We start from the raw sequence: 21,350 nt of genomic DNA, 5'->3' as shown, positions 1-21,350 counted from the left end.
GCCACCTTCGCACAAACAGGACCGATTACTGCTGGATCGGCGCGTATTTGCCGTCGTGCCACTGGTTGATGTCGTAGCTGGCGTTCTTGAGGTCGCCCTTCTCGTCGAAGATGACGTCGCCGACGACGGTGCTGATGGGCTTGCCGTCCTTGAGCGCCTCGGCGACCTTGGCCGGATCGTCGGTGCCGGCGCGCTTGACGCCTTCGGCGACGGCCTGGATCACGGCATGGAGAACAGCGTGAAGCCTTCAGGCGTGAAGCCGCCGGCCTTGATCTTGGCGACCGCGTCCTTCGCTTGGGGCTTGGCCTGCGGGTCCGACGGGAAGACGAACAGCGTGCCCTCACCGGCTGGACCGGCGACCTGCCAGAATTCCGGCGAGGCGATCGAATCCGGCATGATCAGCTGGAACTTGACGTTCTGCTCCGCCGCCTGGCGCAGGATCAACCCAGCCTCGGGGTGGTAGCCGCCGAAATAGACGACGTCGGCCTTGAGTTCCTTCAGCTTGGTAACGAGGGCCGAGTAATCCTTCTCGCCGGCGTTGATGCCTTCGTAATCGACTTCCTTGAGGCCGCCCGCATTCATCGTCGCCTTGACGGCGTCGGCAACGCCCTGGCCGTAGGCGCTCTTGTCGTGCAGGACGACGACATTCTTGCCGGCATATTTCTTGGCGATCCACGGGCCGATGAAGGCGCCCTGCGCATCGTCACGCGTGTAGAGCCGCATGATCGTCGGCCAGCCGGATTTGGCGGCGGCATCGGTCAGCACCGGGTTCGACGAGGCCGGGCTCATCATCAGCGTGCCGGCTTCGGCATAGACGGCGGAAGCCGGAATGCTCGAGCCCGAGCAGGCATGGCCGTCGACGAACTTGACGCCGTTGGCGACGATGCGGTTGGCAACCGACACCGCCTGCTTCGGATCGCATTGGTCGTCCTCGATGTCGAGCTTGATCTGCGAGCCGTTGACGCCGCCGGCGGCGTTGATGGCGGCGGCGGCAGCCTGCGCGCCCTGCTTGAACTGGTCACCGATGGTGGCGAGCTGGCCGGTCATCGGGCCGACCACCGAAATGGTGATGTCGTCGGCAAAGGCAACCGGGGCGCTCATCATCAGGCCAAATGCGGCCGCGCTCAAAATACCCAATCTTTTCATGGCTATCAGAACTCCTCCACTTGCGCGCGGCGGCATGGCCGCGCTTCTTTCACAGAGCCGGGACAATTTCACCCTTCGCCGAGACTGTCGAGATGACAGTACGGCCGGTTTTGGTTCATTCCGGCGAGGATTTCTTGGGCCACGCGCCCGTGTAATGCAAAAAGCCGCGCCGACCTTGTTTCGGTCGGTCGCGGCTTTTGCAGTCGAGCTCCCCAGACGCCCCCGCCTGAAACCCGCTCGCTTCCCTGTTTCTAGTGGACCATGATCTTATCCGAAAACCGCACTCCCCTTTTCACTGCGTGGACCTTCGGTTCGGGATCATGGTCGGCGCGGCTTTGCCCTGTTGGCCTGCCGCGTTCTTGGTCTTGTGGGCCGGCCGTCTTTTCGCGGCCTTGTCCAAATCAACCTCTCAGCGCTGCGCGCAGGATCAGTGCATCGTCATCCATTCGCGGGCTTCGCGCAGCGCCATGGCGATCTCTACCTTCGACATGGTGGCAGACAGTTCCGAGCGCAGCTCGGCGGCGCGGACCGAACCCTTGATCGCGGCGATGTTGAACCATTTGTGGGCGGCGACGACATCGGTCTCGCAATCGCGGCCGGTCGCATACATCATGCCCAGTTCGAAAAGAATGTCGGCCTGGGCAGTTGCCCCCATGGCGCCGAAGCCGTCTTCAAGCATTTCAAAACGTGCCATTTCAATCCCCTGTCTGGCTCCCGAGAGCTGCCTCCTTCTGTCCCTTGCTTTCCCTCGGGGCGGGCCGCTCTTTCGATGCTTTCGAGGATGAAGCCTGGCCTTGAATCCGTCGTTAAATGGCTTGCTTAATTTGCGGAAAACAAAGCTAAAACAAGAGGTAAACGCGGGAAACCGTTAAGCATGGGAATCCAGCGTTTGCGGGGTTTTGCGTCAAATTCGATGAAAATTGGCGGGAGCGGAATCAAGACTTCGCTAACCACGGGAACCGAAGCGTTTTTCCAGTGCCGTTCATTTTCGGCCATGCGCGAGGCGAAAAACGCTACAACCTTCCGTGGCGGCACCGCTTTTGTTTTGGCGGGAGCTGGACTAGCTTTACCTTTGCGTAAGGGACTGGAAGGCGGGCCGGAGTCCGCCGCATGCCCATTGGGAGGAGCACAAGATGTTTCGAAAGACGAGCCTGGCCCTGGCGGCCACCTTGATCATGGCGGGCGCCGCGTGGGCCGACCCGATCGAAGGCAATTGGAAGACGCAGGCCGGCTCGACGGCGGCAATCGCTGGCAGCGATGCGTTCTCCATCACGCTGAAATCCGGCAAGTACTCCGGCAAGACGATCGGCTCCTTCAAGGCCGCCGGCGACAACAAATACACCGGCACCATCGCCGACCCGGAAACCGACAAGACCTATTCCGGCAAGGCGACGCTGTCGGGCACCTCGCTGAAGATGAGCGGCTGCGTGCTCGGCGGCCTGATCTGCAAGAGCCAGACCTGGCACAAGCTGTAACTGACCTTCCGAGATCATCCGAAACGGGGCCCCGAGCGGCCCCGTTTTCTTTTGCGGCGGCGGCGCTCCGCCGAACGGTCTTGTCGCCGACGGCGGCTTGAGACCTCGTCAATCATTTTGAACCGCAGATGAATACCCGTCTCAGAACCGGTTCAGAGGCATTGCGGCATTCTCTCCCGCATTGAAGGAGAGAGAAATGCTTGCCCGTCGCTTCACCATCGTCTGCCTGCTGATGAGCCTGTTCGGCATGCTCTTCGCCATCCTGGTGGCCGAGGGCGGCCACTCGGCCCGCTTGTGGGAACGGCCCGTGGCTGGGTTCTCGGCTCCGTGAACCAAGTGACGCGCAGAAACGACAAAGTTGAAAATCGACCACGTTGAAAATCGGGACACCACCAAAATGAACCGCATCGCCGCCACCACAACGAAGATCCTGAGGCTGCTGCCGCGGGCGACGCTCATCCTGATGCTGCTCGCCGCCCCGGTGCTGGCTGTGCCGATGATGCGCGCCGATACGGGCCACAGGATCGAGGCGCCGGCGAATAAGAACAGGAGCGTCGGCTTCGTGCTGCTGATCAGCCTGCAGCGCGGACAAGCTTTATAGAGTGTCGAACGGTGCGACTGGCTCGTAGCCAGCGCGCCTTAAAGCGCGTCGCGCTGAACCGGGTTCAGGCGAGGCGCTTTAAGTCTTTGTTTTGCTGCATGTCGTTGTCCCAGAACCGCGCACACTTCTGGGCGACATGCATTAAACACATCCGAAGAAAATCGACGCTATCGGCTCTCGCGGTCCCACATCCCCCTCCCAAGCGCGATCCTGAATCTCTATATTGAGACATGGAAAAGCGAATCTACCCTCAAGCCATCGAATCGGTCGTCATGCCGGAGCCTTTCGGCGCGCAGGGCTTCCATGACGCCAAAAAGGCCGTCGCGGCGCTGCAGGCGCTCTACGACCGCAACACCAAATTCCTGCGCGATTCCTTCGCCGCCCTTGCCGCGGGCGCCGACGAGAGCAAGCGCTACCGGGCCTTCTATCCGCAGATTGGCGTCACCACGACCTCGTTCAGCCAGGTCGACTCGCGCCAGGCCTATGGCCATATGCCGACGCCCGGGCATTTCGCCACCACCATCACCCAGCCGCAGCTGTTCGAGAATTACCTCATCGAGCAGCTTCGCCTCATCATGCGCAACCACGGCGTGACAGTGACGGTGTCGGAATCGACGACGCCCATTCCGCTGCATTTCGCCTTCCTGGAAGGCAGCTATGTCGACGGCGCCGCCGCCGAGCGCATCAAGCGGCCGATCCGCGACCTGTTCGACGTGCCGGATCTCGACGGCACCGACGACCAGATCGCCAACGGCACGTTCGAGGTGGCGTTCGGCGAGCCGCGGCCGCTTGCGCCGTTCACCGCGCAGCGCATCGACTATTCGCTGCACCGCATGACGCATTACACGGCGACCAGCCCGCAGCATTTCCAGAACTTCGTGCTGTTCACCAACTACCAGTTCTACATCGACGAGTTCGTGGCGCGGGCCCGCGAATTGATGGCCAAGGGCGACAGCGGCTATGTCGAGTTCGTCGAGCCCGGCAATGTCGTGACGGCCAATGGCGCAACGGCCTCGGAAGGCACGCCGCCGCAGCGCCTGCCGCAGATGCCGGCCTATCACCTGAAGAAGCCCGGCCATGGCGGCATCACCATGGTCAATATCGGCGTCGGCCCCTCCAACGCCAAGACGATCACCGACCATATCGCGGTGCTTCGGCCGCATGCCTGGGTCATGCTCGGCCATTGCGCGGGCCTGCGCAACACGCAGGCGCTTGGCGACTATGTGCTGGCGCATGCCTATGTGCGCGAGGACCATGTGCTGGACGACGATCTGCCGGTCTGGGTGCCGATCCCGCCCCTGGCCGAGATCCAGGTGGCGCTGCAGGAAGCAGTCGCCGAAGTCACTGGACTTTCCGGCTACGACCTCAAGCGCATCATGCGCACCGGCACCGTCGCCACCATCGACAACCGCAACTGGGAACTGCGCGACCAGCGCGGACCGGTGCAGCGCCTGTCGCAGTCCCGCGCCATCGCGCTCGACATGGAATCGGCGACGATCGCCGCCAACGGCTTCCGCTTCCGCGTGCCCTACGGCACGCTGCTGTGCGTTTCCGACAAGCCGCTGCATGGCGAATTGAAGCTGCCCGGCATGGCGACCGAGTTCTACAAGCGGCAGGTGGCGCAGCATCTCACCATCGGCATCAAGGCGATGGAGAAGCTTGCCGAAATGCCGATGGAGCGGCTGCATTCGCGCAAGCTCAGAAGTTTCTCGGAGACGGCGTTCCAGTAGGCGCGTGCCAGCCAGTTGCTGGCGAGGCAATCCGTCGTCTTGCTTGAGCCGCAATTTGGCCGATAAGCGATCAGAACGGATTGCCGGGGCAACAAGATGACTACGGGCGGTGCGCGCTTGAGCATGATGGCTCAGCTGACATTCCTGGCGATGACGGCATTCTCGGCCGCGCTGCTGGCCGGGTTCTTCGGCGCGCTGCATCCGGCCTTCGATTCCTTCTCGCATTTCCGCATGCATCTGAGCGTGCTGACGGCGCTGCTCGCGCTGCCGCTGCTTGCCGGCTCCTACCGGCTGCAGGCGGTCGCGGCGCTGGTCTTCGCCATTGTATGCCTCGCCACGACCACGAGCGCGCTGCCCAGGTTGTCGACGCAGCAGGCGGTCGCGAAGCCGGCCGACCGGATCGTCTACAGCCTGCTGCAGATGAACCTGCGCTTCAACAATCCGACGCCGAAGAAGGTGCTGTCGCTGATCGGCCGGACCAATCCGGACGTCATCACGCTCGACGAAGTGTCCGGCATGTGGGCGAAAGAACTCGGCTATATTGCCGGCGCCTATCCCTATCGCATCCTGTGCGACTATCCCAACGGCATATTCGGCGTGGGGCTCTTGTCACGCCGTCCGTTCGCCGCCGGCACCGCGCCGCGTTGCGAGCCGCGCGGGGCGATGGCTACCGCAACGATCGATTTCAATGGCGTTCCGGTCGACGTCGCCGCGATCCATCTCAGCTGGCCATGGCCAATGGAGCAGTCCTGGCAGATCGGCGAGCTGGCGGAACCGCTGGCAGCGCTTGGCGAAACCGCCATCATGGCCGGCGACTGCAATGCCGTGCCGTGGAGCGCGGCGGTGCGGCGGGTGGTGCGGCTCAGCGGCATGACGCTGATGCCCTCGGCCGGCCCGACCTGGATCCACCGCACCCTGCCGGACGTCCTGCGCCGCTACGCCGGCCTGCCGATCGACCAGGTGTTCAGCAAAGGCGGAGTGACGATCCTCTCGTCGGCCCGGTTGGAGGGTACAGGCTCAGACCATCTGCCGGTGCTGGTCGAATTCACGCTGCCGCCCGCAAGCGACCCGCCCGAGGACGCGCATAAGTCGGCGCTGGCGGCGAACGACGCGCCGGACAGACCGCGGAGCTGACGCTTCGTTTCTTAAGCGAACAGGCTGAAGCTCAGTTCGTCCCCACCAGCGCATTGACCAGCCGATCGACGCGGCCGCCGTCGCGGTGCTCGCGCGCGTCAAAGGCGTTCTGTCTCGCTTCATATTGCGCGTAGACGGCGTCGATCCGGCGCCTGGCCTCGCGATGGGTGGCGGTGCAGAACCAATTGTCGGCCAGCTTAAGGCCGGCAATGGACTTTGCGGTGGCCCGCATCATAGCCTCGGCGATGCGACCGTGGTGATGCTCGTGGGCGTGGACGCCGGCGAGGAAGCGCCGCCAGCGCCGCTCGAGCTCGGGCTTCGGCGGCGAAGCCAGGCGCGGAAAAGTGTAGGTGAGCTCCATCGTTCCGTCTGCGCCTCGCAACCTGCAGACCCCGTCCGTGCGGTCCACATCGAGCTTCCAGTTCACCACATAGCCGGTATCGGCGATGGCGCGGGTCATGAAGCCGTGCTTGGGGCCTTTGCGGTTCATCGCTTCAACCAGGGCGGCGCCCGTCGCACCGGCGATGTCATAGTTGCGCGTCGTGACCAGCACCTTGGTGCCGGCCAGGGCCTGCGGGGCGCCGCCGCACAGGCCGAGCATGATGAGGCATGTAAGAACCGCCAGGCGCATTGCCCATTTGCTCCCTATCCGCAGAGAAGGAACTATAAGCCGCTTGCAATTTCAAGCGTAAGGAACCCGCCGACTGTACCGCAAACGGTTGCCGGTCGATGAAGCGGCTCACATGCCCTGGTAGACCGGGCCTTCGCCGCCTTGTGGCGGCACCCAGTTGATGTTCTGGTTCGGATCCTTGATGTCGCAGGTCTTGCAGTGCACGCAGTTCTGCGCGTTGATGACGAAGCGCACGTCCTTGGCCGACGGATCGGCGGCGGCGTTGCCGTCCTTGTCCACCCATTCATAGACGCCGGCCGGGCAATAGCGGGTCGAGGGACCGGCGAAGACGTCGTGCTCGGAACGCTGCTGCAGCGCTATGTCGCCGACGATCAGGTGCACCGGCTCGTTTTCCTCATGGTTGGTGTTGGACAGGAACACCGAGGAGAGCCGGTCGAAGGTCAAGACGCCGTCCGGCTTCGGATAGGCGATCTTCTGATGCTTGGAGGCCGGCTCGAGCGTCGCATAGTCGGCCTTGCCGTGTTTCAGCGTGCCGAAGGGCGAGAAGCCGAACAGCGTGTTCAGCCACATATCGAGGCCGCCGATGCCGACGCCGACGATGGTGCCGAAGCGCGACCAGAGCGGCTTGACGTTGCGCACCTTCTTCAGGTCCTTGCCGATGTCACTGCCGCGCCAGGCCTCCTCATAGGACGCAAGCTCGTCATTGGCGCGGCCGCCGGCGATGGCGTCGGCGACATGCTCGGCCGCCAGCATGCCGGACAGCACCGCATTGTGCGAACCCTTGATGCGCGGCACGTTGACGAAGCCGGCAGCGCAACCCATCAGCACGCCGCCCGGGAAAGACAGCTTCGGCACGGACTGCCAGCCGCCCTCGGTGATGGCGCGCGCGCCATAGCCGATGCGCTTGGCGCCTTCGAAGGTGCCGGCGATCGCCGGATGCGTCTTGAAGCGCTGGAACTCCTCGAAGGGCGAGAGATAAGGGTTCTTGTAGTTGAGGTGGACGACGAAGCCGACCGCCACCTGGTTGTCCTCGAGATGGTAGAGGAAGGAGCCGCCGCCGGTCTTCATGTCGAGCGGCCAGCCGAAGGAATGCTGCACAAGACCCGGCTTGTGGTTCTCGGGCTTGACCTGCCAAAGCTCCTTGAGGCCGATGCCGAACTTGCCCGGCTCGCGGCCGTCGGCAAGCTGGTATTTGGCGATGAGCTGCTTGGCCAAGGAGCCGCGCGCGCCCTCGCCGATCAGCACATATTTGCCCATCAGCGCCATGCCCGGCGCGTAAGCCGGGCCATGCGTGCCGTCCTTCTCGATGCCCATGTCGCCAGTGATGACGCCGGTGACGGCGCCGGCCTCGTTATAGACGAGGCTTGCCGCGGCGAAGCCCGGATAGATCTCGACGCCCAGCGCCTCGGCCTTCGTCGCCAGCCAGCGGCAGACATTACCGAGCGACACGATGTAGTTGCCGTGATTGTTCATCAGCGGCGGCATCAGGAAATTGGGCAGGCGGAAGGAGCCGGCGGGGCCGAGCACCAGGAAATGGTCCGCCGTTACCGGCGTCTTGAAGGGATGATCGCCCTCCTCGCGCCAGCCGGGCAGCAGCCGGTCGATGCCGATCGGATCGACGACCGCGCCGGACAGGATGTGCGCGCCGACCTCGCCGCCCTTCTCCAGGACGACGACGGAGAGTTCCGGGTTGAGCTGCTTCAGGCGGATCGCCGCGGCGAGGCCGGCGGGGCCAGCGCCGACGATCACCACGTCGAATTCCATGCTTTCGCGTTCGATATCGCTCATCGACCCCTCTATAGCTTGCCGCATTCTCGCATTGTGCTGGCTCACGCGCTGCATAGCGCATCAATTCGCGACGCGAAACCGGCGCTGACGTGACAACGCCGATTTCGACAAAAAGTCGCGGTTTTCCTACGAAAAGGCACCAGCACAGGCCATGGCCAAGCATAGGCCAGACCCGGCATGTTGGCAGGCCAGGCGGCGCCTGCATGTTTTTAATTGTTCGGCGGCTTGGTTATCGGCAATACTTCGCGCCATGCGCAGTCCAGAGCCCTCCGGCTTTCCATCGAAGCGCTTACTCTTCACGCCGAGCCTGGCCTGGCGCGCGGTTCTACCGCTCCTCTTTTTGAGCCTGCCAGCTGAGGCCGATCCGGTGAAGGTCTGGACCACCGGCGCCTATTCCTTCTCCGAAGAGCTGGGCGGCTTCCGTATTACCGGCGTGTCCGGCATCGGCACCAAGGAAGATCCGCTGGTCATCAAGGAGGAGCTGAACACGGCGACGCCGGTGACGCTGACCATCCGCGCGACCAAGCCGATCGAGCCCTTCGGCAAGGCCGGCGAGGTCGCCAACGGCGTGATGTATATGCGCATCGACGTGCTCAACAACAGCGCGCTCCCCTGGGTGGAGTTCCAGTTCGAGCTGCAGGAAATCCTCGACCAGCCGAGCGTGTTCGGCGATGGCCTATCCTTCGACCAGCGCAACAAGACGCCCGACAATATCATCTCCAGCAATTTCGCCGATTTCGAGCGTAAGTTCGAACCCTATGACCAGCTGCTGTTCAAAAACGGCAAGGTCGATCCGCTGAAGTCAGCAACCTTCGATTTCCTGATCACCGACTACACGCCGCGCTGGACGTTCTACATCGTGCAGGATCCGCGCATACCGACCGGCTAAAAGTCTGACCACGGTTGCAAATGCGAAGCGCGCGGACGATGGTGGCGCCATGACTGCCGCCTCCCCCAGAACACCAGCCGAGATCGCCGAACTGCTCGCCTTCTATGCCAGCGCCGGCGTCGAGGACGCGCTCGAAGACGAGCCTATCAATCGGTTTGCCGAAGCGGCGGCAATGCCACCTGGACGCGGGCCGGCCGAACGCAGGCCTGCCGAGCGCGCGCCGGCCGCGCCGCGCCGCGAAGCCGCGCCCGAGAGCCGAACGGTACCCGAGCAGGCTCCCGAACAAGCTGAGAACCCGCCGGCGCCCTTCTCCGGCCTCGATGCCAGCAATATTCCGGACGCACCCGCCCGGCCGCCTGCAGCCGCGGCCGTTCCCGACGAGGGGCAGGTCCTGCTCGCGCGGCAGCTTGCCGCCCGCGCGACGACGCTCGATGAGCTGCGCCAACAGATGGCCGCCTTCGACGGCTGCAACCTCAAATTCACCGCCAAGAACCTGGTCTTCGCCGACGGCAATCCCAACGCCGACCTTATGCTGGTCGGCGAGGCGCCGGGCCGCGACGAGGATTTGGAGGGCCTGCCCTTTGTTGGCCGCTCCGGCCGGCTGCTCGATCGCATGCTGGCGGCGATCGGCCTTGACCGGACCTCGGCCTATATCGCCAACGTCATCCCGTGGCGGCCGCCGGGCAATCGTACGCCGACGCCGCATGAGACCGAAATCTGCCGGCCCTTCATCGAAAGGCAGATCGAGCTGGTCAATCCGAAAGTGCTGGTCAATCTCGGCGGACCGTCGGCCAAGACGCTGCTCAACACGACCGAAGGCATCCTGCGCCTGCGCGGCAACTGGCGGGTGCACACGACCGCATCGGGCATAGCCATTCCGGCGATGCCGACACTGCACCCGGCCTATCTCTTGCGGACGCCGGCGCACAAGAAACTGGCCTGGCGGGATGTTCTCGAGGTCAAGGCGAAGCTCAAGGCGTTGGGATAAGCGCCACCTTTCCTTCTCCCGTTGTTGTGGGAGAAGGTGGATCGGCGCGATAGCGCCGAGACGGATGAGGGGTGTTCCAGCGGAGTGAGACGCTGGCTTTCCCTGGAACACCCCTCATCCGACCGAGCTTCGCTCGGCCACCTTCCCCCACAAGGGGGGAAGGGAGCCATAACCTCCCAGGTAATTGAAATCCCTCCCCCTCGGCCCTAGTCCTGCTCCTCATGACCACACCCGAACCCTCCGCCGGCAGCCTGATCCGCGAATGGCGCACGCGGCGGCGCATGAGCCAGCTCGATCTCGCCATGGAGGCCGATATCTCGCAGCGGCACCTCTCCTTTGTCGAGAGCGGCCGCGCGCAGCCGTCGCGCGAGATGGTGCTGCATCTGGCCGAGCAGCTCTCGATCCCGCTTCGCCAACGCAACCAACTCCTGCTCGCGGCGGGCTTCGCGCCGAGCTTCAGCGAAAAGCCGCTCACCGACGCCACGCTGGCGCCGGCGGTGGCCGCCGTCGAGACCGTGCTCAAGGGCCACGAGCCTTTTCCGGCGCTGGCGGTGGACCGGCACTGGAATCTTGTTTCCGCCAATGCAGCGATCGCCCCATTCCTCGCCGATATCTCCGAACAGTCGCTGCTCCAATCGCCGGTCAATGTGCTGAGGCTGAGCCTGCATCCCGGTGGCGTGGCGCCGCGCATCGTCAATCTGGCGGAATGGCGCGCGCATCTCTTGGAGCGGCTGAAGCACCAGAACGACGCCACCGGCGATCCGGTGCTGATCGAATTGGAGCGCGAGCTGCGCGCCTATCCGTCCGGCTTGAAAAGCAGCCGGCCGGCTCCGGTCGAGCCGAGCGGCATCGTGCATCCGCTCAGGCTCGCGCATGGCGATCAGGTGCTTTCCTTCATCAGCACGATCACCGTGTTCGGCACGCCGCTCGACGTCACCCTGTCAGAACTGGCGATCGAATCCTTTTTCCCGGCCGATGAGCAGACCCGAGCCGTGCTGGTGCGGCTGGCGAAAGAGCGCGCAGCAGCTTCGTAGCTTACCCCTGCGGCGGCGCGGCTGTCCTGGTGCGCGTGCGCTCCAGGCCGAGCTGCCGCTCGCGCCAGATGATGAAGATGCCGGCGGCGACCACGATGACGCCGCCGACCAGCGTGTTGGGCGAGGTCACGTCGCCGAAGACGAAATAGCCGACGACGACGCCGAGGATCATCGAGGTGTATTCGAATGGCGCGACGACCGAGGCTTCGGCGTGGCGGTAGGCCGCCGTCATGAGGATCTGGCCGAGGCCGCCACAAAAGCCGGCAAAAACTAGGAGCGCCGCCTGCAGCGGCGTCAGCGCCTGCCAACCGAAAGGCAGCGTGAAGAGCGACAGCACCGAAGCCGTCGAGGAGAACCATAGAACGATGGTCGCCGTCTTCTCCGTCTGCACAAGGTTGCGCACCAGGAGCATGGCGACGGCCGAAATCGCGGCGGCGATCAGCGCGGCCATGACGCCAAGCACCTCCTGGTCGTCGAGGCCCTGATCGGAATTGAGCAACGTCAGTTCGGGCCAGGAGATGACCAGCACGCCGGCAAGACCGACGACGACCGCGCTCCAGCGATAGACGCGGATCGTCTCGCCGAGGAAGATCGAGGAAAACACGACGACCAGCAGCGGCTGGGCGTAGTTGAGCGTAATCGCCTCGGGCAACGGCAATCTGGTCAGCGCGAAGAAGCCGAGCCCCATGGCGCCGACGCCGACAAGGCCGCGCGCGATGTGGTTGAACGGCCGCCTGGTCGTGAAGGCGGTGGCGAGCTCGCCCTTGAAGGCCAGGAAGGCGATGATCGGGAAGATGGCGAAGAAGGAGCGGAAGAAGACGATCTGCCCGGCAGGCACGTCGCCGGCCGCCTTGATGCAGGTCTGCATGCCGACGAAAACCGTCACCGAGACGATTTTCAGTGTGATGCCGCGCAGCGTGCTGTGGCCGACGGCATGATCGACGGTCATCTTGCCTCGTCAGAATGTCGGAAAACGAAGCCGCCCAATAGCCTAAGAGCAACTCCAGGAAAAGTGTGCAATCGGAATTGCGAAACACACCCTATCCCGCGGTTTTGTCGCGTGACGGTTTCGTGTAAAGAGCGCGCATCTCAAAATTCCTGGACCGGCCACGCTGGCTCCCGACCGAAATCGACAGGAAAAGCCCAAGGAATGCGCACCGATACCGGCCATGTCTTCAAGCTCGAAGACTATCGCCCCAGCGACTATCTCATCCCGAGGACCAGCCTCGACTTCCGCCTGTCGCCGGACGCGACCCATGTCACCGCGCTGCTCACCATCGAACGGCGCGAGGGCGTCGCGCCGACGGCGCCGCTGGTGCTCGACGGCGATGGGCTGACGCTGCTTGGCCTAGCCATCGACGGGCAGGCGCTCGCTGCCGGCGACTACGAGGCGACGCCGGACCGGCTGACGATCCTGAAGCTGCCGGCGGCACAGCGTTTCGAGCTTCGTCTGGAGACCGAGATCGCGCCGTCGCGCAACGAGGCGCTGATGGGCCTCTATCGCTCCAACAACGTCTATTGCACGCAATGCGAGGCCGAGGGCTTTCGCCGCATCACCTATTTCCTCGACCGACCCGATATCCTGTCGGTCTACACCGTGCGCATCGAAGCCCCGCACAATGAGGCGCCGCTGCTGCTTTCCAACGGCAACCCCGTCGAGCGCGGCGCGCTCGCCAATGGCCGGCACTACGCGGTCTGGCACGACCCCTTCCCTAAGCCTTCCTACCTTTTCGCGCTGGTGGCGGGCGCGCTCGGCAGGGTGGCGGGCAGCTTCACCACCATGTCCGGCCGCGAGGTCGAGCTCGGCATCTATGTCGAGCCCGGCAAGGAGCGGCTTGCCGGCTATGCGATGGACGCGCTGAAGCGCTCGATGAAATGGGACGAGGACGCCTTCGGCCGCGAATACGACCTCGACGTCTTCAACATCGTGGCCGTGTCCGACTTCAACATGGGCGCGATGGAGAACAAGGGCCTCAACGTCTTCAACGACAAATATGTGCTGGCCGACGAGGAGAACGCGACGGATGCCGACTTCGCCAATATCGAGGCGATCATCGCGCATGAGTACTTCCACAATTGGACAGGCAACAGAATCACTTGCCGAGACTGGTTCCAGCTCTGCCTGAAGGAAGGGCTGACCGTTTACCGCGACCACGAATTCTCCGCCGACCAGCGCTCGCGGGCGGTGAAGCGCATCGCCGAGGTGCGCACGCTGCGCGCGCATCAATTCCCGGAAGACCAGGGGCCGCTGGCGCATCCGGTCAGGCCGCGGCGCTACCGCGAGATCAACAATTTCTACACGGCGACCGTCTACGAGAAGGGCTCGGAAGTGGTGCGCATGATCCGCACCATCCTCGGGCCGGAGCTCTTCCGTGCCGGCATGGACCTCTATTTCGAACGGCATGACGGCCAGGCCGCGACGATCGAGGATTTCCTCAAAGTGTTCGAGGACGTCTCGGGCCGCGACCTGGCGCAATTCGCGCTCTGGTACCATCAAGCCGGCACACCGAACCTGACGGTGAGCTCCACGCACAATGCGGCGGCCAGGGAATTCATCCTGGAGATCGAGCAGTCGGTGCCGCCGACGCCGTCGGAGAGCCGTAAGCGCCTGATGCATATTCCCCTTGCATTCGGATTTGTCGGCGCCGACGGCAAGCCTGTCACCTGGACAGCCGTCGAGGGCGCGACGGTGGATGACGGCGTCGTCCATATCCGCAAGCGCCGGCACACGGTGCGCTTCTCCGGCGTTTCGGAGCGGCCTTCGGTGTCGCTCAACCGCGGTTTCTCGGCACCGATCACGCTTTCGGTGCAGCAGAAGGCGGACGACCAGTTCTTCCTGGCGGCACATGACAGCGACCCTTTCTCGCGCTGGCAGGCGTTCAACACGCTTTTGACCGACGCGCTGATCGCCGCCTTCCGCCAGATCCTCGGCGGCAAGGTGCCGGTCTTCGCGGCACGGCTGGCCGATCTTGCCGGCAGGATCGCCGGCGACGAGGCGCTGGAGCCGGCTTACCGGGCACTGGCGCTGGCGCTGCCCGGCGAATCCGACATCGCCCGCGACATCGGCAGGGGCATCGACCCCGACGCCATCTTCGCCGCGCGCGAGGCGCTGGCGAGGACGATCGCCGAGACAAATCGCGATGCCTTCTCCGCTCTTTATGACAGCCTCGCCGACGAGGGTCCGTTCAGCCCGGACGCCGCGAGCGCCGGCCGCAGGGCGCTCCGCAACATCCTGCTTGATTATCTTTCGCTGCTGCCGGAAGGCGCCGCCCTCGCCGCGCGACACTTCACTGCCGCCACCAATATGACCGACCGCGCGGCGGCGCTGGCCGTGCTGGCGCATCGCCACTCGGGCACGGCCGAGGCCGATGAGGCGCTGGCAGCCTTCGAGGCCCGCTATCGCAGCGACGCACTGGTGCTCGACAAATGGTTCCAGATCCAGGCCGGCGTTCCCGGCGCCAAGACTGTCGACAAGGTACGCGCGCTGATGCTGCACCCCGCCTTCTCGATCGCCAATCCGAACCGCGTGCGCTCGCTGATCGGCACCTTCTCCAGCGCCAACCAGACCGGCTTCCACCGCCCCGACGGCGAAGGCTACCGCCTGTTCGCCGAGACGGTGCTGGAGGTCGAGAAGCGCAACCCGCAAGTGGCGGCGCGGCTGGCGACGGCGCTGCGCTCCTGGCGCTCGCTGGAGCCCGGACGCCAGGCCAAGGCCAAGCAGGCGCTGCTCGATATGGCGAAGGTAGAGAACCTGTCGGCGGATCTGCGGGATATCGTGGAGCGGACGCTGGCTTGACTAGCGATCTCCCTCCTCGTGGGGGAGATCAGCTAAATTTCAATCAACTTTTAATCTTTTTCGCCCGGCCCTCTGGACAAGGCGAATCACGTTTGATTCTTTAATGGCGATTCGGGCGTGCGGCGTATCCGGATCATCCAGTATACGGCAGATCGGGGAGTGCCATTTATGGCCAAGGCGGACGCGTGGGGCGCGCCCGGAGGGAAGGCTTTCGCGCGTCGCAAGGCAAGGGGCGATGGACTTGCCGGCAATACGCGCCTGATCGCCGAACCCACCTATCAGCGGCTGTTGGCCGCCGAGCCGTTTCTGCGCCGGTCGATCCCGGCGCTGATCGTTATTTTCCTCGCCGTTATCGCGGCGCTGCGCTTCCTGTCACTGATGAACGAGCATGACGAGATCGAGCGCGACGCCAAGGCGGTGCTGGCTTTAGCCGCCGGCCAGATGGCGCAGGCGATCACGGCGGATCCCAACGTTGCGGGCGCCAACGCCGTCAGCCTGCTGGAAAGCACCAGCCGCCAGGGCGCCATGAGCCGCGCCCATGTGCTGGCCATCACCGACGGCAACTTCAAGGTCATCGCCGTCTCGCCGCTTTCGACCGGCTGGCAGGGCCGCACGCTGGACGGTCTGGTCCTTGGCGGCCAGCCGCTGTTCATGTTCGGCGACCGCGCCGGCGTGATGGATGTCTCGATCGCCGGAAAGGATTGGTTCGCCGCAGTCAGCCTCACCGGGGACCGCGGGCACGCGACCGCCGTGCTGGTGCCGCAGGAAGCGGTGTTCGACAGCTGGCGCAAGTCGATGTCGCTCAACGTCACCCTGTTCGTGCTGACCGCGGGCGTGCTGATCGTCATCCTCTATGCCTATTTCGGCCAGGCGGCGCGCGCCCAGGCAGCGGACCGCATCTATCTCGAGGCGCATCAGCGCATCGACATGGCGCTGGTGCGCGGCCGCTGCGGGCTGTGGGACTGGGACATGGTGCGCGGCAAGATGTACTGGTCGCGCTCGATGTACGACATGCTGGGCTATGAACCCTGCGATACGATGCTGTCCTTCGGCGAGGTCGACGAGATTATCCACCCGGACGACGGCGACCTCTTCGAGCTCGCTAACCGCATCGTCGAACGCGAGATCGATCATATCGACCAGGTCTTCCGCATGCGCCACGCCGACGGGCAATGGGTGTGGATGCGGGCCCGCGCGCAGGTGATCGACCCGGAGGCGCCGGAAATCCAGTTGATCGGCATCGCCGTCGACGTCACCGAGCAGCGGCATCTGGCGCTGCGTTCGGAAGCGGCCGACATGCGGCTGAGGACCGCGATCGAGAACATCAACGAATCCTTCGTGCTGTGGGATGCCTCCGAGCGGCTGATCATGTGCAACTCAAAGTTCCAGAAGGACAATGGGCTCTCGGACCGCGATGTCGTACCGGGCGTCGGTCGCGACGCGCTGGAGGAGCGGATGCTGGCCTTCGCCTCCGAGCGCAGGCTCGCCAACGCCAACGGTCCGCATGGCGGCGTCACCCTGGAGCGCCAGCTTGCCGACGGCCGCTGGCTGCAGGTCAACGAGCTCAGGACCCGCGACGGCGGCATCGTCTCGGTCGGCTCCGACATCACCCAGATCAAGCTGCATCAGGAGAAGCTGGTCGACAGCGAGCGCCGGCTGATGGCGACGATCCACGATCTCAGCCTCGCCCGCCGCGCCGAGGAGGAACGCTCCAGCGAGTTGGTCGAGCTCAACCGCAAATATATGAAGGAGACCGAGCGCGCCGAGGCGGCCAATCGCGCCAAGTCGGAATTCCTCGCCAACATGTCGCATGAGCTGCGCACGCCGCTCAACGCCATCATCGGCTTCTCCGAGCTGATGCAGCAGGGCCTGTTCGGGCCGCTCGGCTCGGAGCGCTACGAAGAGTACGCGACCGACATCAACGGCAGCGGCAAATACCTGCTCGGCGTCATCAACGATATCCTCGACATGTCGAAGATCGAGGCCGGCCAGTTCTCGCTCGACCGCGAGGAGATCGACCTCTGCCCGCTGATCAAGGAGACGGTGCGGGTGATCTCGCTGCAGGCGGCGGAAAAGTCGATCAATGTCGAGACGCGCATCGCCGATGCGATGCGGGTCTACGCCGACCGCCGCGCGATCAAGCAGATCGCCATCAACCTGCTCTCCAATGCAGTGAAGTTCACCGGCCAGGGCGGCAAGATCACGGTCCGGGCACGCAACACGTCGGGAGCGCTACTGCTCACCATAGAGGATAATGGCTGCGGCATCCCCAAGCATGCGCTGAGCAAGCTCGGGCGGCCGTTCGAGCAGGTGCAGAACCAGTTCTCCAAGAACCACACCGGCTCAGGCCTTGGCCTCGCCATCTCGCGCTCGCTGGCCGAGCTGCAGGGCGGCGCGCTGAAGATCCGCTCGACCGAAGGCGTCGGCACCATCGTGTCGGTGCGCATCCCGCTGAAGAAGGCGCCGGCCGCGGTGAAGGTCGCGGCTTAGGTCAGAGCGGTTCACCAGCGGACCAGCGCCCGCTGTGCTGCCCAAAACAGGGGAAAACGTCGACTTCGGGTTTTATTGCAGAATTGCTAATATTACGATTGGCTCAGCCGGCTTGCCCCCGCGCCGGTCAGGCCCGGCGGTTGGTCGAACCCACCCCAACGAACTGTCGGGCCGCTAAACTGAGCCAGTAGGGTTTAGATCGTTTACGGCTGCCGACGCCGGGCTCGCCTCGGCGCCTTTCGATGCCCGTCTATAGACCAAGCCGACGACGAGACCGAAATATCCGACCTGCAGAATGACCATGGCCAGCATTGCCCATCCGAGCGCCGTCCAGACGGAACCAGTTTCCATGTCAGCCCAGATCGCCACCATGAATGACGCCGCGAACATGCCCACCAAGAATTTCTGAAGATCCATAGTTGCCCAGCGCCCCAGGTTTTGGCGATTTGGGGGGCTTTCAAGTCAGCCGTTGAAAGAACCCGCCGCTCCATTTGCGGAGCGGCGAGGCCCCCCTTCGTCGGGGTGATGATTGACCCCGGCATTGCTGCACTGCAATTGCGGTGCCAGACCCATTGACCCATTACGGGACGCCTCTGCCAATGGCGCAAGGCCGGATCGCCGATTAATATTAACTGTGACTAATATGCCACCCGGGGAATCTCATGGCGACGATACGGTTGATGGCAACACTCCCGCGCGTAGCAGACGATCAAAATCTCTCCTGACCTTCCGCGACGTCTCCTTGAGATGCGCTTCCAGCACAGCGAAATCCGGCAGGTCGGTGACCGCCAGCAGCAGGTCCGAGAGGCCCGGCGGGACATCGTCGCGCTGGAACTCGCCGGTGAGGCAAAGCCTGATCATCTGGGTCAGGGCCAGATAAAGCCGGTAGGCTTCGCCAAGCTCTTCGCGGATGTCGCCCCCCGCGAAACCCGGAGCCAACCGCGCCAGAATGTCGGCCGTCGCCGTCACCCGGCGGCCGGGCTCGACATTGCCGGTGATGGTCGCGACCTGGGCGATGAATTCCAGATCAATGAGCCCTCCCGGGATCAGCTTGATGTCCCAGAGGTCGCGCGGCGGCTTTTCCTTTTCGATCAGCGCGCGCATCTCCGAGGCTTCGGCTTTCACCTTGGCGGCATCGCGCGGCTGCGCCAGAACCGCTGCCACCTCTTCGTCGAGCTCGGCGCAGAGTTCGGCATCGCCGCCGATGGCACGCGCCCTCGCCAGCGCCATGTGCTCCCAGGTCCAGGCATCCTGGCGCTGATATTTCTTGAACGCGTCGATATGGGTGGCGACCGGCCCCTTGTTGCCGGAGGGGCGCAGGCGAAGGTCGAGTTCATAGAGCACACCTTCGGCGGTCGGCGCCGAGACGGCGGCGATCAGGCGTTGCGTCATGCGGGTATAGTAGTGCGACGGCGCCAGCGGCTTGTCGCCGTCGGACTCTTCGGCATCCGCGTCATGGTCATAGAGCAGGATAAGGTCCACATCCGAACCGGCGGTGAGCTCGCGGCTGCCGAGCTTGCCCATGCCGAGCAGCGCCACCCTGCCCCCGGCGATGCTGCCGTGGCGCAGCGCGAATTCGGCGATCACCGCTTGAAGCGCCGCCTCGATGGTGAGGTCGGCGAGATCGGAAAAGGCACGCCCCGCCCGCGCCGGATCGATCGAGCCGGCCAGCAGGCGCACGCCGATCAGGAACTTCTGCTCGGAAGCGAAGATGCGCAGGCGATCGAGCACGTCCTCATAGGCGTGGTCGCCCTCGATGAAGGCGGCAAGGCGGGCCGAAAGATAGGCGCGATCCGGCAATTCGGTGAGCAGCGCCGGGTCGAGCAGCCCGTCAAAAACATGCGGGCGGCGCGTGATGATGGCCGCCAGCCGTGGGGCAGCGCCCATGATCGTCGCCATCAGCTTGAGCAGCGCCGGGTTCGATTGCAGCAGCGAGAAGAGCTGGATGCCCGCTGGCAGGCCGGCAAGGAACTCGTCGAAGCGGATCAGCGCCTCGTCGGCGCGTCGCGTCTGGCCAAAGGCTTTGAGCAGCGCCGGCGTCAGTTCGGTCAGCCGCTCACGCGCTTCGGCAGACTGGGTGACGCGGTAGCGGCCGAAATGCCAGCCGCGGATGACCCGACAGATGTCGCTCGGCCGCTGAAAGCCCAGGCGATGCAAGGTCTGCAGCGTGTCAGGATCGTCGACATCGCCGGTGAAGACCAGATTGCCGATACCGGCCGACAGTTCGGGAGCGGTTTCGAACAGCGCCGCGTAGTGGCGCTCGACCTGCTGCAACGAGGCGCGGAAAGCCTGCGTGAAGTCCGCCTCGCCGGCAAAACCCAGCATCAGGGCGATGCGTTTCAGCCCCTCGTCGCTGTCGGGCAGGATATGCGTCTGCTCGTCCGCCACCATCTGGATGGCGTGCTCGACACGGCGCAGGAACCAGTATTGCCGGGTCAGCGCATCGCGCGCATCGGCGGTGATCCAGCCGCGCGCGGCGAGCGCGCCCAGCATCGGCACCGTCTCGCGGCCGCGCAGCTCCGGGAAGCGGCCGCCGGCGATGAGCTGCTGGGTCTGGACGAAGAACTCGATCTCGCGAATGCCGCCGCGGCCGAGCTTCACATTGTGGCCCTTCACCGCGATCTCGCCATGACCCTTATGGGCATGGATCTGGCGCTTGATCGAGTGGACGTCGGCGATCGCGGCATAGTCCATGTATTTGCGCCAGACATAGGGCTGCAATTCCTTGAGGAAGGCGGCGCCGGCGGCAAGGTCGCCGGCAACTGGGCGCGCCTTGATCATGGCGGCGCGCTCCCAGTTCTGGCCGCGCGCCTCATAATAGCGAAGCGCTGCCTCGACCGGGATCGCCAGCGGCGTCGAGCCTGGATCGGGACGGAGCCTGAGATCGGTGCGGAAGACATAGCCGTGCTCGGTGCGGTCCTGCAGGATGCGCACGAGACGGCGGGTGAGCCTGGAGAACAGCTCGGTCGCATCGAGCGGATCGATGACGGCGGGCGCTTCCGGATCGAAGAAGACGACGAGATCGATATCGGAGGAAAAATTCAGCTCATGCGCGCCGAGCTTGCCCATGCCGAGCAGGATCCAGCCTGAATCCTTTGCTGGCATCGCCGGCTTCGGCAGCTTGAGCTTGCCTTGCCGGTGCGCGTCGAGCAGCAGGAAATCGACGGCGGCGTTTGTACAGGCGTCCGCGAGATCGCTGAGGCGGCGCACCGTCACAGAGGTCTCCGCCTCGCCCGAAAGATCGGCCAGCGCGATCAGGAAATGGGCTTCCGTCTTCCATTGCCGCAGCGCCATCATCAGGCTCGATTCGGAGGCCTCGTCCGCCTTGGCCGCGCCGCCGATCGCTTCGCCGATGGCGGCGAGCCGCGCTTCTACCGTCTCTTCGAACAGCGTCTCGAGAATTGCCGGCCGGCGGCGCGCCACATCGCGGAGGAAGGGCGAGAGATCGAAGACGGCCGCCAGCAGGTCCGGCAGCGGCCCCTCGCCCGCCAGGAACGCGGCGAGGCGGGAAAGCCCCTCCTCCTCGACGGCGTCGGCGATTTCCGACAATTCGCGCCGGGCGTGTTTCGCGTCCAAAGGCTGGAGCGCCAATGTGGGGCTAAGCCGGAACTCGGATTCGATCTTCTTCTTCGCCATTTGTCCGAACCA

The 21,350-nt window shown here is 64.5% G+C and carries 16 protein-coding genes and 1 pseudogene; 10 read left to right on the top strand and 7 right to left on the bottom strand.

Going from position 1 to position 21,350, the window contains the following annotated elements; genetic code table 11:
- Nucleotides 1-25: 25 nt before the first annotated feature.
- Nucleotides 26-1,146 (bottom strand): annotated as a pseudogene (locus EJ068_RS25875) (ABC transporter substrate-binding protein).
- Nucleotides 1,147-1,573: 427 nt separating this feature from the next.
- Nucleotides 1,574-1,840 (bottom strand): sel1 repeat family protein, encoded by a 267-nt coding sequence (locus EJ068_RS25870; protein WP_042639605.1) that lies wholly within the window; start codon nt 1,838-1,840, stop codon nt 1,574-1,576.
- 439 nt (nt 1,841-2,279) lie between these two features.
- Here EJ068_RS25870 and EJ068_RS25865 point away from each other — a divergent pair, with 439 nt between their 5' ends.
- From EJ068_RS25865 to EJ068_RS25850, 5 genes are all read left to right on the top strand, one after another.
- Complete coding sequence (locus tag EJ068_RS25865) at nt 2,280-2,621, top strand: DUF2147 domain-containing protein (RefSeq protein ID WP_129554924.1); 342 nt, start codon at nt 2,280-2,282, stop codon at nt 2,619-2,621.
- A gap of 196 nt (nt 2,622-2,817) precedes the next feature.
- The gene (locus tag EJ068_RS33735; protein ID WP_281059002.1) at nt 2,818-2,952 is read left to right on the top strand and encodes a hypothetical protein; all 135 of its coding nucleotides are present in this window, start codon (nt 2,818-2,820) and stop codon (nt 2,950-2,952) included.
- Nucleotides 2,953-3,018: 66 nt separating this feature from the next.
- Entirely contained in the window at nt 3,019-3,222 is a 204-nt protein-coding gene (locus EJ068_RS25860; protein ID WP_127251414.1) for a hypothetical protein, read from the top strand.
- A gap of 272 nt (nt 3,223-3,494) precedes the next feature.
- Entirely contained in the window at nt 3,495-4,952 is a 1,458-nt protein-coding gene (locus EJ068_RS25855) for an AMP nucleosidase (protein WP_245463490.1), read from the top strand.
- Between the two features lie 123 nt (nt 4,953-5,075).
- Nucleotides 5,076-6,086, top strand: a complete 1,011-nt coding sequence (locus tag EJ068_RS25850) for an endonuclease/exonuclease/phosphatase family protein (protein ID WP_189342811.1) — start codon at nt 5,076-5,078, stop codon at nt 6,084-6,086.
- Nucleotides 6,087-6,117: 31 nt separating this feature from the next.
- Here EJ068_RS25850 and EJ068_RS25845 read toward each other — a convergent pair whose 3' ends face one another.
- Both EJ068_RS25845 and EJ068_RS25840 read right to left on the bottom strand, forming a co-directional pair.
- Nucleotides 6,118-6,717, bottom strand: a complete 600-nt coding sequence (locus tag EJ068_RS25845; protein WP_127251417.1) for a DUF922 domain-containing protein — start codon at nt 6,715-6,717, stop codon at nt 6,118-6,120.
- Nucleotides 6,718-6,825: 108 nt separating this feature from the next.
- A complete protein-coding gene (locus EJ068_RS25840) occupies nt 6,826-8,529 on the bottom strand; it encodes an electron transfer flavoprotein-ubiquinone oxidoreductase (RefSeq protein ID WP_281059001.1) in 1,704 nt (567 codons plus the stop codon).
- 226 nt (nt 8,530-8,755) lie between these two features.
- On the opposite strand from EJ068_RS25840, the gene EJ068_RS25835 reads away from it, so the two are divergent.
- The 3 genes from EJ068_RS25835 (at nt 8,756) to EJ068_RS25825 (ending at nt 11,416) form a co-directional block, all read left to right on the top strand.
- Nucleotides 8,756-9,394: a hypothetical protein gene (locus tag EJ068_RS25835; protein ID WP_127250886.1), complete on the top strand. Its 639-nt coding sequence runs from the start codon at nt 8,756-8,758 to the stop codon at nt 9,392-9,394.
- A gap of 49 nt (nt 9,395-9,443) precedes the next feature.
- Nucleotides 9,444-10,382 (top strand): uracil-DNA glycosylase, encoded by a 939-nt coding sequence (locus EJ068_RS25830; RefSeq protein WP_127250887.1) that lies wholly within the window; start codon nt 9,444-9,446, stop codon nt 10,380-10,382.
- A gap of 221 nt (nt 10,383-10,603) precedes the next feature.
- Nucleotides 10,604-11,416 carry a helix-turn-helix transcriptional regulator gene (locus EJ068_RS25825; RefSeq protein WP_127250888.1) on the top strand — a complete coding sequence of 271 codons (813 nt, stop codon included), beginning with the start codon at nt 10,604-10,606 and terminating at the stop codon, nt 11,414-11,416.
- A gap of 1 nt (nt 11,417) precedes the next feature.
- On the opposite strand, the gene EJ068_RS25820 is transcribed toward EJ068_RS25825, so the two are convergent.
- Complete coding sequence (locus EJ068_RS25820; RefSeq protein WP_127250889.1) at nt 11,418-12,365, bottom strand: DMT family transporter; 948 nt, start codon at nt 12,363-12,365, stop codon at nt 11,418-11,420.
- A 201-nt stretch (nt 12,366-12,566) separates the two neighbouring features.
- On the opposite strand from EJ068_RS25820, the gene pepN reads away from it, so the two are divergent.
- On the top strand, nt 12,567-15,212 hold the full coding sequence (pepN, locus tag EJ068_RS25815) for an aminopeptidase N (RefSeq protein WP_127250890.1): 2,646 nt from the start codon (nt 12,567-12,569) through the stop codon (nt 15,210-15,212).
- Between the two features lie 168 nt (nt 15,213-15,380).
- Nucleotides 15,381-17,702 (top strand): PAS domain-containing sensor histidine kinase, encoded by a 2,322-nt coding sequence (locus tag EJ068_RS25810; protein WP_127250891.1) that lies wholly within the window; start codon nt 15,381-15,383, stop codon nt 17,700-17,702.
- A 174-nt stretch (nt 17,703-17,876) separates the two neighbouring features.
- Here the strand turns inward: EJ068_RS25810 and EJ068_RS25805 are convergent, their stop codons facing one another.
- Both EJ068_RS25805 and EJ068_RS25800 read right to left on the bottom strand, forming a co-directional pair.
- A complete protein-coding gene (locus EJ068_RS25805) occupies nt 17,877-18,119 on the bottom strand; it encodes a hypothetical protein (RefSeq protein ID WP_127250892.1) in 243 nt (80 codons plus the stop codon).
- A gap of 243 nt (nt 18,120-18,362) precedes the next feature.
- Nucleotides 18,363-21,338: a bifunctional [glutamine synthetase] adenylyltransferase/[glutamine synthetase]-adenylyl-L-tyrosine phosphorylase gene (locus EJ068_RS25800; RefSeq protein ID WP_127250893.1), complete on the bottom strand. Its 2,976-nt coding sequence runs from the start codon at nt 21,336-21,338 to the stop codon at nt 18,363-18,365.
- Nucleotides 21,339-21,350 lie beyond the last annotated feature (12 nt).

Origin of the sequence: Mesorhizobium sp. M2A.F.Ca.ET.043.02.1.1 (assembly GCF_003952405.1) — a bacterium.
Lineage (GTDB): Bacteria > Pseudomonadota > Alphaproteobacteria > Rhizobiales > Rhizobiaceae > Mesorhizobium.
The sequence above is the reverse complement of the archived record's forward strand: the minus strand, read 5'-3'. Positions and strand labels throughout refer to the sequence as shown.